This window comes from Pseudomonas sp. M2 (genome assembly GCF_015751845.1).
Taxonomy (GTDB): domain Bacteria; phylum Pseudomonadota; class Gammaproteobacteria; order Pseudomonadales; family Pseudomonadaceae; genus Aquipseudomonas; species Aquipseudomonas putida_E.
Genome location: NZ_JADOUD010000001.1, coordinates 5,579,217 through 5,593,084 on the forward strand (window position 1 = coordinate 5,579,217; position 13,868 = coordinate 5,593,084).

At 62.9% G+C, this 13,868-nt stretch carries 9 protein-coding genes; 6 read left to right on the forward strand and 3 right to left on the reverse strand.

The genetic code is table 11. From position 1 onward, the window contains the following. Positions 1 to 14: 14 nt before the first annotated feature. Positions 15 to 644: a LysE family translocator gene (locus tag IWW33_RS25795; RefSeq protein WP_174141504.1), complete on the reverse strand. Its 630-nt coding sequence runs from the start codon at positions 642 to 644 to the stop codon at positions 15 to 17. A 128-nt stretch (positions 645 to 772) separates the two neighbouring features. Between IWW33_RS25795 and IWW33_RS25800 the strand changes: the two genes are divergently transcribed. Further along, complete coding sequence (locus tag IWW33_RS25800; RefSeq protein WP_115274999.1) at positions 773 to 1,252, forward strand: GNAT family N-acetyltransferase; 480 nt, start codon at positions 773 to 775, stop codon at positions 1,250 to 1,252. A gap of 139 nt (positions 1,253 to 1,391) precedes the next feature. Here IWW33_RS25800 and IWW33_RS25805 read toward each other — a convergent pair whose 3' ends face one another. Next, positions 1,392 to 2,513: an MFS transporter gene (locus tag IWW33_RS25805; RefSeq protein WP_174141539.1), complete on the reverse strand. Its 1,122-nt coding sequence runs from the start codon at positions 2,511 to 2,513 to the stop codon at positions 1,392 to 1,394. A gap of 230 nt (positions 2,514 to 2,743) precedes the next feature. Between IWW33_RS25805 and mexE the strand changes: the two genes are divergently transcribed. The 5 genes from mexE (at position 2,744) to IWW33_RS25830 (ending at position 11,551) form a co-directional block, all read left to right on the forward strand. Continuing rightward, on the forward strand, positions 2,744 to 3,985 hold the full coding sequence (mexE, locus tag IWW33_RS25810) for a multidrug efflux RND transporter periplasmic adaptor subunit MexE (protein ID WP_115275000.1): 1,242 nt from the start codon (positions 2,744 to 2,746) through the stop codon (positions 3,983 to 3,985). A gap of 12 nt (positions 3,986 to 3,997) precedes the next feature. Further along, positions 3,998 to 7,177: an efflux RND transporter permease subunit gene (locus IWW33_RS25815; protein WP_012314307.1), complete on the forward strand. Its 3,180-nt coding sequence runs from the start codon at positions 3,998 to 4,000 to the stop codon at positions 7,175 to 7,177. Beyond that, the gene (locus IWW33_RS25820) at positions 7,174 to 8,589 is read left to right on the forward strand and encodes a TolC family protein (protein ID WP_115275002.1); all 1,416 of its coding nucleotides are present in this window, start codon (positions 7,174 to 7,176) and stop codon (positions 8,587 to 8,589) included. The genes IWW33_RS25815 and IWW33_RS25820 overlap by 4 nt, the downstream gene beginning before the upstream one ends. Positions 8,590 to 8,789: 200 nt before the next feature. Next, a complete protein-coding gene (locus IWW33_RS25825; protein WP_115275003.1) occupies positions 8,790 to 9,845 on the forward strand; it encodes a tetratricopeptide repeat protein in 1,056 nt (351 codons plus the stop codon). 92 nt (positions 9,846 to 9,937) lie between these two features. Then, positions 9,938 to 11,551, forward strand: coding sequence for a response regulator (locus tag IWW33_RS25830; protein WP_119688950.1), 1,614 nt, complete (start codon positions 9,938 to 9,940; stop codon positions 11,549 to 11,551). A gap of 5 nt (positions 11,552 to 11,556) precedes the next feature. Here the strand turns inward: IWW33_RS25830 and IWW33_RS25835 are convergent, their stop codons facing one another. Beyond that, positions 11,557 to 13,545, reverse strand: a complete 1,989-nt coding sequence (locus tag IWW33_RS25835; protein ID WP_174141503.1) for an ATP-binding protein — start codon at positions 13,543 to 13,545, stop codon at positions 11,557 to 11,559. Between the last annotated feature and the right edge of the window lie 323 nt (positions 13,546 to 13,868).

The window sequence follows — 13,868 nt, forward strand, 5'->3', positions numbered from 1 at the left end:
CCGTACTCTACGCGTTACGAAAACGCCGATTCTACAAACAGCAGCGGGTAAAGCGATATCACTAGCAGCAAGGCCATCAGGACATTGAACAGCATCAGCCAACGCGGGTTCTGCAGCAGGTTGCGCAGCGCACTGCCAAACATCACCCACACGCCGACGCTGGGCAGATTGACCAAGGCGAACACAGCCGCGATGACGATCACGTTCATCACATAGCCCTGGGCCGGTGTGTAGGTGGTGATCGCCCCTACCGCCATCACCCACGCTTTGGGGTTGACCCACTGGAACGCTGCTGCCCCCCAGAAGCCCAGAGGCTTGCGGGCATTGGACGAATCGGCGCTCAACGGCCCGGAGGTGGCGATCTTCCAAGCCAGGTAGAGCAAATAGGCGGCGCCCACGTAACGCAGCACGGTGTACAACGCAGGCCAGGCCTTGAACACCTCGCCAAGGCCCAGGCCAACGGCCAGGACCAGGACCATGAAACCGATGCTGATGCCCAGGGCGTGAGGGATGGAGCGACGCACGCCAAAGTTCACCCCTGATGCCAACAGCATGGTGTTGTTGGGGCCTGGGGTTATCGAGGAAACGAAGGCAAACAGCATAAAGGCCATCAGCAGGTCGAAAGAGGCGAGCATGGCAGGCATTCCAGAATCGTTATTAGTGCTGTCACACTACGGCAGTCGCCTTCCGCACAACCGGTACAGTTACATTAAATTACGCAGATACACATGACTGTATCGATACGACGCACTGCTTTCCAAGGAAGCCCAGCATGAGCCTTATCATTCGCCCCGCAGTACGCGCTGACGCCGCACAGATCCTTGCATTCATCACCGAACTGGCCGAGTACGAGCGTGCGCGCCATGAAGTGATCGCCACCCTTGCCGATATCGAGCACAGCCTGTTCGATGAAGGCAGTACGGTCCACAGCCTGATCTGCGAACGCGATGGCCAGGCAGTGGGGTTTGCCGTGTATTTCTACAGCTATTCGACGTGGCTGGGGCGCAACGGTATTTACCTGGAAGACCTGTACATCACGCCTGAGCAGCGCGGTGGCGGCGCGGGCCGCGACCTGCTGCGGCACATTGCCCGCGAAGCCGTAGAGAACCGCTGCGGGCGGTTGGAATGGAGTGTGCTGGACTGGAATGAACCGGCGATCGGGTTCTACAAATCGCTGGGGGCCGAGCCGCAGGATGAGTGGGTGCGGTACCGGCTGGATGGGGACAGGCTGCTGCAGTTTGCCCGCGGTTGATCAGTAACCTGTGTGGGCTTGCCGGCGATGCAGGCGCTGCGGCGCAGGGCACCGGCTTTGCCGGTGATCGCCGGCAAGCCGGCTCCTACAGGGACCCCGCTGCTCTCAAGCTCAGCGCGAATCCAGTGGGAGCCGGCCGTCACGCGCCGCTGCGCACCCGATGCATCACCGCCCCCACCAGCACCACATTGACCAGCGCCAACAGGCACAAGGTCACCAGCACCCCCATCGCGCCAAAGTGCTCGAACAGGTAGCCCCCCACCACCGGCGTCAACGCTTGGCCGATCAGCGACGGCCGCGACATGCGCCCCATCAACAGCACGTATTGCGCAGGCGGCATCATCGCCAAGGGCAACAGCCCGCGCACGATCGCCCGCAAGCCATTACCACAACCGAACACCAGCAGGCCCACGGCCGTGGCCGCCGGCACCAGTGTCACCAGCAGCAGACCGACCAGCACCAGGCTGACCCAAGCCAAGGCCGTCCAGATCGGATGGCGCTGGCCGGCCAGAATCTGCAACACCCTGGAGGCCACCTGGCTGGGACCGAGCATCGCCGCCAGGCCAATTGCCACCGGCAGCGAGTGCCCAAGGCCCTGGAGCACGGCTACCAGTTGCACGGCAATTGCCGTCATGATGATCGCGCCAATAGCGAACATGCTGGTCAACAGCAGGTAAAGCTGGCGGTCGACCCCGGTCGCGGTGCCTTGATCCTGTGCCTTGCGTACCTCAACCCGCCCTCCGGCCGGCAACACGCGCCAATACAGAGGCGCCACCACCAACAGCAACACGAGCGCATAGCAGCCGCAAGTGGTGCGCCAGCCCAGGTGTTCGATGGCCAAGGCCACGGTCGGCCAAGACAGGGTCGAGGCGAAACCGGCGATCAGGGTGATACCCGTAATGGCTTTGCCCGCACCCTCGCCATACAACCCGCCAAGGGTGGCGAACAGTGCCTCGTACAGCCCCATCGCCATGCCGACCCCGATCACCACCCAAGCCAGCAAAAACAGCCCCAGGCCCTGGCTGGCTGCCATGATCAGCAAGCCCACCGCAACCACGGCGCCACTGGCTGCCATCTGCGGACGGCCACCGTAGCGTGCAACAAGGCGGCTGGACAGCGGGGCAAACAGCGCCGAGACCATCAAACTCAGCGATAGCGCACCGTACACCCACTGGCTGGGCCAGCCAGTGTCGCGGCTGATCGGCTCTGCCATCACCGCCATGAGGAAGAACGAACCGCCCCAGACCAGGATTTGCAGTATGCCCAGGCAGACGATGCCGAGGGGCCCGGGTAGTTGCGGGGAGCTGTTCACGATCGGGCCTTGGTTCACATACGGGGGAGGATAAGAGCCGGCACCCTACCATGCTCGCCATCGATGAAATATCCCGACATATCATTGGGCGTGATAATAACCTTCGCTGCGTTCGATTCGTGCGTCACGCGCAAGGCACTCACACTCCGCCCACTACTAATACTTTGGCGGAGTTCTCCATGGACCACTCACTCAAACCCTTGCGCTTCCCCCTCGCTGCCCTGGCAGTGGTGGTGCTCAGCGCTTGTGGCCGCACCCCAGATGCCGTGCAGGCTCCCGCCGCGCCCAAGGTCACCGTCGCCAAGGTGATCGAGCAGCCGATCAACGAATGGGACGAATTCACTGGCCGCCTCGAGGCCCCGGAAACCGTCGAAGTGCGCCCGCGCGTGTCCGGCCAGATCGACCTGGTGGGCTTCACCGAAGGCGCCCAGGTCAAGAAAGGCGACCTGCTGTTCCAGATCGATCCACGCCCGTTCCAGGCTGAAGTGCGCCGCCTCGAAGCCCAGTTGCAACAGGCCAAGGCCACCGCCATCCGCAGCGCCAATGAAGCTCGCCGTGGCGAGCGTCTGCGTGACAGCAACGCCATCTCCGCCGAGCTTGCCGAGTCGCGCAGCAGCGCTGCCGCCGAGGCCCGCGCCGGGGTCGATGCGATCCAGGCCGAGCTTGACCTGGCCCGCCTGAACCTCAGCTTCACCCGCGTCACCGCGCCGATCAGCGGCCGTGTCAGCCGCGCCCAGTACACCGCCGGCAACATCGTCACTGCCGATGTCACGCCACTGACCAGCGTGGTCTCCACCGACAAGGTCTATGCCTACTTCGATACCGACGAGCGCGTGTACCTCAAGTACACCCAGCTGGCGCGTGAAGGCCAGCGCGGCCAGGCCACCCCGGTCTACCTGGGCCTGACCAACGAAACCGGCAACCCGCATCTGGGCCACATGAACTTCGTCGACAACCAGGTCAACCCGCGCACCGGCACCATCCGTGGCCGCGCCGTGTTCGACAACCGCGACGGCCAGTTCACCCCTGGCCTGTATGCCCGCCTGAAACTGGTGGGCAGCGCCCAGTACGACGCGGTACTGATCAACGATGAAGCCGTGGGCACTGACCTTGGCAAGAAGTTCGTACTGGTCATGGACAAGGACAACAAGGCGACCTACCGCACCGTGGAACTGGGGCCCAAGCTCGAAGGCCTGCGTATCGTACGCAGCGGCCTGGGCAAGGATGACCGCATCGTGGTCAAGGGCCTGCAGCGGGTACGCCCTGGCTCGCCAGTCACCCCGCAAGAAACGCCCATGGCCAGCGAGCAGACCCTCGCCGCCCTCGCCCAGCAGCGCCAGGCTCTGGAAGCCAGCAACCCGGCGCCGAAGGTTGCCGGCACCCATGCAAAAGTCGCCGGCGCCCAAGCGCCGCGCGGTTAAGGGACAACACCGATGAACTTTTCGAAATTCTTCATTACCCGGCCGATCTTCGCCGCGGTGCTGTCGCTGGTGCTGCTGATCGCGGGTTCCATCTCGCTGTTCCAGTTGCCGATCAGTGAATACCCGGAAGTGGTGCCGCCTACCGTGGTGGTGCGCGCCAACTTCCCGGGCGCCAACCCCAAGGTGATCGGCGAAACCGTCGCCGCACCGCTGGAGCAGGCCATCACCGGTGTCGAGAACATGTTGTACATGTCCTCGCAATCCACCGCCGACGGCAAGCTCACCCTGACCATCACCTTCGCCCTGGGCACCGACCTGGACAACGCGCAGGTGCAGGTACAGAACCGCGTCACACGCACCCAGCCCAAGCTGCCGGAAGAAGTGACCCGTATCGGTATCACCGTCGACAAGGCTTCGCCCGACCTGACCATGGTGGTGCACCTGACTTCGCCGGACAACCGCTACGACATGCTCTACCTGTCCAACTACGCCATCCTCAACATCAAGGATGAACTGGCGCGCCTGGGCGGCGTGGGCGATGTGCAACTGTTCGGCATGGGCGACTACTCGCTGCGGGTGTGGCTCGACCCGAACAAGACCGCTTCGCGCAACCTGACCGCCGGTGACGTGGTCGCGGCCATCCGCGAACAGAACCGCCAGGTTGCCGCGGGCCAGCTGGGTGCACCGCCCGCCCCCGGTTCGACCAGCTTCCAGCTGTCGATCAACACCCAGGGCCGGCTGGTGAACGAGGAAGAGTTCGAGAACATCATCATCCGCGCCGGTGCCGATGGCGAAATCACTCGCCTGAAGGACATCGCCCGGGTCGAGCTGGGCTCCAGCCAGTACGCCCTGCGCTCGCTGCTGAACAACCAGCCGGCGGTGGCCATTCCGATCTTCCAGCGCCCGGGCTCAAATGCCATCGAGATCTCCGACGAAGTACGGGCGAAGATGGCCGAGCTGAAGAAAGATTTCCCTGAAGGCATGGACTACAGCATCGTCTATGACCCGACCATCTTCGTGCGTGGCTCCATCGAAGCGGTGGTGCACACCCTGTTCGAAGCGCTGGTGCTGGTGGTGCTGGTGGTGATCCTGTTCCTGCAGACCTGGCGCGCCTCGATCATCCCGCTGCTGGCTGTACCGGTGTCGCTGATCGGGACCTTCGCGGTGATGCACCTGTTCGGCTTCTCGCTCAACGCCCTGTCGCTGTTCGGGCTGGTATTGGCCATCGGTATCGTGGTGGACGACGCCATCGTCGTGGTGGAAAACGTCGAACGCAACATCGGGCTGGGCCTCAAACCGCTGGAGGCCACGCAAAAGGCAATGGGCGAAGTGACCGGGCCGATCATCGCCACCGCCCTGGTGCTGTGCGCAGTGTTCGTGCCCGCCGCGTTCATCTCCGGGCTTACCGGGCAGTTCTACAAACAGTTCGCCCTGACCATCGCCATCTCGACGGTGATTTCGGCGTTCAACTCGCTGACCCTGTCGCCGGCCCTGGCCGCCGTGCTGCTCAAGGACCACCACGCACCTAAGGATCGCTTCTCGCGGCTGCTGGAAAAACTGCTGGGCAGCTGGCTGTTCGCCCCGTTCAACCGCTTCTTCGACCGCGCCAGCCACAGTTACGTCGGTGGCGTGCGCCGCGTCATCCGCTCCAGCGGCATCGCCCTGTTCGTCTATGCCGGTCTGATGGGCCTGACCTACCTGGGTTTCTCGTCCACCCCGACCGGTTTCGTGCCAGCGCAGGACAAGCAGTACCTGGTGGCGTTCGCCCAGTTGCCTGACGCCGCCAGCCTCGACCGCACCGAGGCGGTGATCAAGCGCATGAGCGAAATCGCCCTGAAGCAACCCGGCGTGGCCGACTCGGTAGCCTTCCCGGGCCTGTCGATCAACGGTTTCACCAACAGCCCCAACAGCGGCATCGTGTTCACCCCGCTCAAGCCGTTCGATGAGCGCAAGGACCCGAGCCAGTCGGCAGCGGCCATCGCTGCGGCGTTGAACGCCCAGTTCGCCGACATCCAGGATGCCTACATCGCGATCTTCCCCCCACCGCCAGTACAAGGCCTGGGCACCATCGGCGGCTTCCGCCTGCAGATCGAAGACCGTGGCAACCTGGGCTACGAAGCGCTGTACAAGGAAACCCAGAACATCATCGCCAAGAGCCACAACGTGCCGGAGCTGGCTGGCCTGTTCACCAGTTACCAGGTGAACGTGCCGCAGGTCGATGCGGCCATCGACCGGGAAAAGGCCAAGACCCACGGCGTGGCGATCACCGACATCTTCGACACCCTGCAGGTTTACCTGGGCTCGCTGTACACCAACGACTTCAACCGCTTCGGCCGCACCTACCAGGTCAACGTCCAGGCTGAGCAGCAGTTCCGCCTCGATGCCGAGCAGATCGGCCAGTTGAAGGTGCGCAACAACCTGGGCGAGATGATCCCGCTGGCGACCTTCCTGAAGGTCAGCGACACCTCCGGGCCTGATCGCGTGATGCACTACAACGGCTTCATCACTGCGGAAATCAACGGCGCGGCTGCCCCGGGCTACAGTTCCGGCCAGGCCGAAGCGGCCATCGAGAAACTGCTGAACGAGGAACTGCCCAACGGCATGACCTTCGAGTGGACCGACCTGACCTACCAGCAGATCCTCTCCGGCAACACCGCGCTGCTGGTGTTCCCGCTGTGCGTGCTGCTGGCGTTCCTGGTGCTGGCGGCCCAATACGAAAGCTGGAGCCTGCCGCTGGCGGTGATCCTGATCGTGCCGATGACCTTGCTGTCGGCGATTACCGGAGTGATCGTCTCCGGTGGCGACAACAACATCTTCACCCAGATCGGTTTGATCGTACTGGTGGGCCTGGCGTGCAAGAACGCCATCCTTATCGTCGAGTTCGCCAAGGACGAACAGGCCAAGGGCCTCGACCCGCTGGCTGCGGTGCTGGAAGCCTGCCGCCTGCGCCTGCGGCCGATCCTGATGACCTCGATTGCGTTCATCATGGGCGTGGTGCCGCTAGTGTTCTCCTCCGGTGCCGGCTCGGAAATGCGCCATGCGATGGGCGTCGCGGTGTTCTCGGGGATGATCGGCGTGACCGTGTTCGGCCTGTTCCTGACACCGGTGTTCTTCTTCCTGATTCGCCGTTTCGTCGAACGTCGCCAGGCCCGCAAGGCCGAACGCGTTCAATCGCTGGAGAACCACGCATGAAGCTGCTCAAACCCCTGACCCCGAGCCTGCTGGCCCTGGCCCTGGCGGCCTGCGCGGTAGGCCCGGACTACAAAGCGCCGGACACTGAGCCTGCGCGTTTGGCCAGCGACGTGCAGGCCAAGGCCTTCGACCGTAGCCGCTTCGAAAGCGTGTGGTGGAAGCAGTTCGATGACCCGGTACTCAACCAGTTGGTGCAGGCTTCGCTGGACGGCAACCGCGACCTGCGCGTGGCCTTTGCACGGCTCAAGTCGGCGCGGGCGATCCGCGATGATGCCGCCAATGACCAGTTGCCGGTGGTCACCAGCCGCGCCAGCAGTGAGATCGGCAAGGGCCAGGTACCCGGCCAGACCGATCAACGGGTCAACAGCGAGCGTTACGACCTGGGCCTGGACATGGCCTGGGAGCTCGACCTGTTCGGCCGTATCCAGCGCCAGATCGAGGCCAGCGACGCTCAGGCAGCGGCCGCCCAGGCCGACCTGCAACAGCTGCAGGTCAGCCTGATCGCCGAACTGGTCGATGCCTATGGCCAACTGCGGGGTGCACAACTGCGCGAGAAGATCGCCGTGGCCAACCTCAAGACCCAGCAGGAGTCGCGCAGCATCACGGTGACCCTGCGCGACGCCGGGGTCGGCAACGAGCTCGATGTGGTGCGCGCCGACGCCCGCCTGGCCGGGGTCGAAGCCACCGTGCCACAACTGCAGGCCGAGCAGGCACGGGCTCGCCACCGGATTGCCACCCTGCTCGGCCAGCGCCCGGATGCCCTGAGCGTGGACCTCTCGCCCAAGGCCTTGCCGGCTATCGCCAAGGCCCTGCCGGTGGGCGATCCGGGTGAGCTGCTGCGCCGCCGCCCGGATATCCGTAGTGCCGAGCGCCAACTGGCCGCAGCCACCGCCAATGTGGGCGTGGCGACTGCCGACCTGTTCCCGCGGGTGAGCCTGAGCGGCTTTTTAGGCTTTACCGCCGCGCGCGGTTCGCAGATCGGTTCGTCGGCAGCCAACGCCTGGGGGCTGGGGCCAAGCATCACTTGGGCTGCGTTCGATCTGGGCAGCGTGCGGGCCCGACTGCGCGGTGCCAAAGCCGATGCCGAAGGGGCCTTGGCCAACTATGAGCAACAGGTACTGCTGGCCTTGGAAGAGTCGGCCAACGCCTTCAGCGACTATGACAAGACCCAGCAGCGGCTGCTGTCGCTGATGCGCCAGAGCGAGGCCAGCCGCAAGGCGGCTGACCTGGCTTCGGTGCGTTACCGCGAAGGTACGGTGGATTATCTGGTGCTGCTCGATGCCGAGCGTGAGCGGCTGAGCGCCGAAGATGCACAGGCGCAGGGCGAGGTTGACCTGTATCGCGGCATTGTCTCGATCTACAAGGCGCTGGGCGGCGGCTGGCAGCCGGACTCGGTGGCCAGCGTGCGCTGATTTCCCACTTTTTAAACGACTCCTTTGGTTGGCTCCTCCCCCAACCGTTTGCCCCGCTGGCCTTGGCTTGCGGGGCTTTTTTTGGTTTGTTTACAGGTCGCTGATGGTGCGGCCGGGCGCATGCCTTGATTGCTGTGCTGCCCTTGCAGCCCACGCCAATCTGCCCCAAGCTTCCACTTCCCCTGCCATGGCCCCCTCCGATGCCCACACGCCACCGCTACCTGATCGCTGCTTTACTGCTGATTCTGGTATCAGTCGGCATCGCCTACCTGCGCCGCGATACCCCGCCAGCACAACCGACACTACCCCCGCACAGCTACGCCAAAGCCCTGCGCCAGGCGCATGAAGGCCAACCGGGCGCTGCGCGGGTGCTCTACCAGCAACTGCAACGCAACGACCTGGCGCCGATCCGCCGCGCAGCCCTGTACGCAGAGCTGCCCAACTACCCCTCGCCACAAGCGCTGAAACTGGCCCGCATGGACCTGGAAAACGATGAGCCCTTGGTCCGTCGCGCGGCCATCGCCAGCATCCGCCGCCTGCTGCCCGCCGCACAACGCAGCCTGGTTCTTGGCCCCCTGCTCGATGATGACGAGCAAAGCGTACGCTTTGCCGCCGTCGATGCCTTGCTTGGCCTGGACCCCGACGCCATTGGTCTGTACTTCGGCCCACTGCAGGCGGCACTGGAGCAATACCAGCAAACGCTGGAAAAACAACCTGAGGATGCGGCGGCCCAGGTGCACCTGGCACGCCTGTATCTGCATGAGAATGACTACACCGAGGCCGCAGCCGCCCTGCACCGCAGCCTTGCATCAAATCCGGACAACCTCGACGCCCTGGCGACCCAGGTACGCTTGCTCGAACGTCAAGGCCATCACGACCAGTCCCGGCAGGTACTGGCCCAGGCACTGGCGCTGCGACCGGATTCGGCCTTCCTGCAACACGAACTGGGGCGCTGGCTGATCCGCCATGGCCAGCGCGAATTCGCCCTGCTCGCGTTGTCCCGCGCGGTCGAGCTGGAGCCGGACAATGCCGACTATCGCTATAACCTGGCAGTGACCCTGCACGACCTGGAACAGTCCGATGCAGCGCAAAAGCAGCTTGAAACCCTGCTCAGCCGGCAACCGGCCAACCGGCGGGCACGGGTGTTGCTGATTCGATACTGGAAAGAAACAGGTCAATTGCAGAACGTTCAGGTGCTGCTTGCCGAACTGGAGCGGCAAAACCCGGATGACCCATTTCTGCAGCAAGGACTTTAGATACGTTGAACCCTGGGGGTTTGCCTGCGGTCCAGTGGGTAACGGACCACTCACGGCTTGGCCAGGCATGGCAGCCCTTAAGGAGAATCACATTGGCCAGCTCGCTGTCGCTGGACGAACGTGCCTTGATTCTGGCACCCAGGCAACTTGCCACGCACACCTCGACGTTTCTGACGAGCGCTGGCATCGATTGCGTGTGTTCGCGCGACATCACCCATCTGCGGGACGGGCTGGACAGAGGCGCAGGCTTGCTGGTCGTCGACGAACACACGCTCAACAGCAGCCAAAATGAACTGCTGCAGGCTTTTATCGACCAGCAACCGCCCTGGTCGGACCTCCCCATCGTGCTGCTCACGCAAACCCCACAAGCCTCAGCCAGCCCCTGTACGCCCGCCGACCATCCACTGGGTAACCTGACACTGCTGGCTATTCCGTTCGAAGATGAACAGTTGCTTGAACTGATCAAGTTGGCGCTGCGTCAACGTCGCCGGCAATACCTGGCTCGCGACCAGTTAGTCGATCTGCAGCAACGCCTGGATGGACACAGCGAGGCACAGCACAGCACCGAGCAGGCTATGCACCAGACCCGCAAGATGGACGCCATCGGGCAATTGGCCGGGGGGGTGGCTCACGATTTCAATAATCTGCTGACCAGTATCGGGGGGAGCTTCGAACTGATCGACAGGCGGTTGAAGCAAGGCAGCACCAAGGGGCTGGAAGGCCTGCTCAGCAGGGGGCAGGAAGCCGTTTCGCGTGCAGCGCGCCTCACCCATCGGCTGTTGGCGTTTTCGTCCCGACAATCGCTGCACAGCCGTCGCATCGACTTACGGGCGCTGCTGCAGCCACAACGGCTGGAGGCCGTACTGCAGCATGGCGTATTACTGCAACTGCAAATACCTGAACACACCTGGCCAGTGGCCGGCGACGACACACAATTGCAAGAAGCCGTGGACAACCTGCTGCTCAATGCCTGCGAAGCCATGCCCAACGGTGGCAAGGTGCGTGTAGAAGCCAGCAATCGAGAGGTAGCAGCGACGCAGTTCGCCGATGGCAGCCTGGCGGTGGGCGACTATACGTGCCTGAGCGTCACTGACGAAGGCCAAGGCATGTCGCAGAGCACGCTCGAACATGCCTTCGAGCCGTTCTTCAGCACCAAGCCGGTGGGCCAAGGTATCGGCCTGGGCCTTTCGATGGTCTACGGCTTCAGCAAACAGTCCCAGGGGCATGTGGTACTGCATAGCCAGATAGGCCAAGGTACCCGCGTGGACCTTTACCTGCCGCGCCACCTGGAGCAGGAGCAAACCCAGGTGCAAGCAGCCCCACCACGTTCACAGGGTGGCGGCCGCACGGTACTGGTGGTCGAGGATGATCCGGATGTGCGCCAGTTGTTGTGCCAGACCCTGCAGGAGCAGGGTTTCCCGTGTTGCAGTGCCTGCAATGCCAGTGAGGCCCTGCAGGTATTGCGCTCATCCAAGGCAATCGACCTGCTGGTCAGTGACGTTGGCCTGCCGGGGATGAACGGGCGGCAACTGGCAGAGATCGCCCGTACCTTGCACCCTCACCTGCCCATATTGTTCATCACTGGCTACACCGAAACGGCAATGGCCCGGGAGGGTTTTCTCGGCGCCGGCATGCAACTGATGTGCAAACCATTCGAACTGGCGCAATTTCATGCCCGAGTAATGCAGATTCTCGGTGAGACCTGACGGGCTCAGTCGTCCAGCAACAGCAGTGCCTGGTTGGCCAAGGTCGACAATTCAAAGGGTTTGATCAGCAGCGCCGTGCCTGGCACTTGCAACAGGCCAGGTTCCAGCGGTTGATCGGTATAGCCGGTGATGAACAGCATCTTCTGGCAAGGGTTGACCGTACGCATGACCTTGGCCAATTGCTGCCCACTGAAGCCTTCAGGTAGCCCGATGTCGGTGATGACCAGATCGTACGGGCCATCGTGACGAAAGCGCTCCATCGCGGTATTGGCGTCGGCCACATCACTCACCGTAAAACCTCGCTCGCGCAGATACTCGCCCATGACCGTGCGCAGGTTATGCTCGTCGTCGATCAACAACACACGCCGCCCACTGGCCAGGGAAACCTGGGGCATCGCCGCAGCAGGCGTTTGCGGTATCGCTTCCAGGCATCGGGGGAAGAGCATGCAGACCTTCGTACCTTGGCCCGGTGACGACTCGATCCATACGTAACCGCCAGATTGGCCGACGAAGCCATGCACCATCGCCAGCCCCATCCCTGAGCCGCGCCCAGTGGGCTTGGTGGTAAAAAATGGCTCGAAGGCCTTGGCCACATCCTTGGCCGGCATGCCATGGCCATCGTCCATGATCTGCAAGCCAAGATAGTCACCTGGCGCCAGACCGCCCTCTTCAGGGAAGGCCGAGGCCAGCCTGGTGTTGATCGTGCGAATCGCAACGTTGCCGCGGCCCAGGCAGGCTTCTCGCGCATTGGCGCACAGGTTGATCAGGCTGCTTTCCAATTGGCCGACATCCAGACACACGGTCCATGGGTCGACATCCAGTTCCCAGGACAAACTCATTTCAGTGCCAACTGCATGGCGCAACATCGGTTCCATGGCAGCCAGGTGGCGGTTCATGTCCAGCGGTGCCGGGGCCAAAGGCTGATGGCGGGAGAAAACCAACAGGCGGTGGGTCAGGTTCATGGCCCGCTGCACCGAGTCGCGCGCCAACGCCACGTAACTGTCAATACGCTCCATGCGCCCCTGGCTCAAACGCCGCTGCAACAATTCAAGGCTGCCGCCAATACCCGACAACAGGTTGTTCATCTCATGGGCCATGCCCCCGGCCAGATGACCGACCACCTCCAGCCTCTGGGTGTTGCGCAGCAGGACCTGAGACTGACGCATGGCCGCCTCACGGTCGCCTGTAATGTCTCGCCCAACGGCAGTCAGCACCGAGCCGTCGAAGCTGCCACTCCAGTGGAACCAGCGGTAATGCCCGTCGACATGGCGCACACGTGTTTCGAGCTCTGCAGGCCCTCTGTCGTTGACGAAATCGATTGCAGCCGCTTCAACTTCTTCCCTGTCGGCCGGATGAACCAGTTCCAGGATCGACATGCCCCGCACCTCAACCTCGCTCCACCCCAGGGCGCGATGCCAGGCCGGGTTGGCTGCCAGCATCTTCAGGTCCAGGCTCACGGTGATCATGGCATCGCGCGACAGGCGCCACATGTAGTCGCGGTCAGCCATGTATCGCGCTATCTGACGCTCGAATGTCTGCGCCTGCTCGCGCCACTTGCCATGTGCAGCCACACCGGCGGAGCTCTGGATCACGGTGTGAAGCATACCTACAACTTCATGGTGCTCGTCACGGATTGGCGCATAACTGAAGACGTACCACGCCTGCCCCCCCGTCTTTGCGCACTTGATCTCATAAGGCTGATCTTCGACAAAACTGGTACCACCCTGCAGTGCCTTGAACACCCATGGACCGATATCGTCCCAAACGTCGCTCCACAACGAATCGAAGCGCCTGCCCAGTGCCTGATCCAGGCCACCCAGCAGCGCCACATAGGAATCGTTGTGAACAACGGTCATATTGGGCCCCCAGACCACGGCACTGGGGAAAGAGGAAAGGAGCATCATGTCGATCGCAATGCGCAACGAAGGCTCCCAGTGCGGCAAGGGCCCAAGGTCCGTATGCCGCCAGTCGAACTGCACGATCCTCTCCCTCATGCCACCAGCCGACTCTTTTGTAGGGGTCAGTAATACGCCGTTCGGCGAGGGATCGTAAGGTGTGCTGTTAGCGACCAAAGTGATGGTTCCACTGTTGCTCAAGACTGACGAAGTGATCCTGCATCATCGGCTCCCCGGTTAACTGCTGCAATAGGCCTTTGGCACCACGCCTGCACTCTGGCACCCAAGAGCGGGCAGTGCAAACAACATCGGCCAGCGCAGGAAGCAGCACAAGGCCACTCCCCATACGCTTGCCCGCAAACGCCAGCTATGCTCTATAGGCTTTGCGTGCCATGAGCTGACTTCCCGTTTGATTACAGGCA

Bases quoted from the DNA above. Each gene is read 5' to 3' on its own strand.
- mexE (WP_115275000.1), top strand. From the start codon at position 2,744: ATGGACCACTCACTCAAACCCTTGCGCTTCCCCCTCGCTGCCCTGGCA.
- IWW33_RS25815 (WP_012314307.1), top strand. From the start codon at position 3,998: ATGAACTTTTCGAAATTCTTCATTACCCGGCCGATCTTCGCCGCGGTG.
- IWW33_RS25835 (WP_174141503.1), bottom strand. From the start codon at position 13,545: ATGAGGGAGAGGATCGTGCAGTTCGACTGGCGGCATACGGACCTTGGG.
- IWW33_RS25795 (WP_174141504.1), bottom strand. From the start codon at position 644: ATGCCTGCCATGCTCGCCTCTTTCGACCTGCTGATGGCCTTTATGCTG.
- IWW33_RS25820 (WP_115275002.1), top strand. From the start codon at position 7,174: ATGAAGCTGCTCAAACCCCTGACCCCGAGCCTGCTGGCCCTGGCCCTG.
- IWW33_RS25800 (WP_115274999.1), top strand. From the start codon at position 773: ATGAGCCTTATCATTCGCCCCGCAGTACGCGCTGACGCCGCACAGATC.
- IWW33_RS25825 (WP_115275003.1), top strand. From the start codon at position 8,790: ATGCCCACACGCCACCGCTACCTGATCGCTGCTTTACTGCTGATTCTG.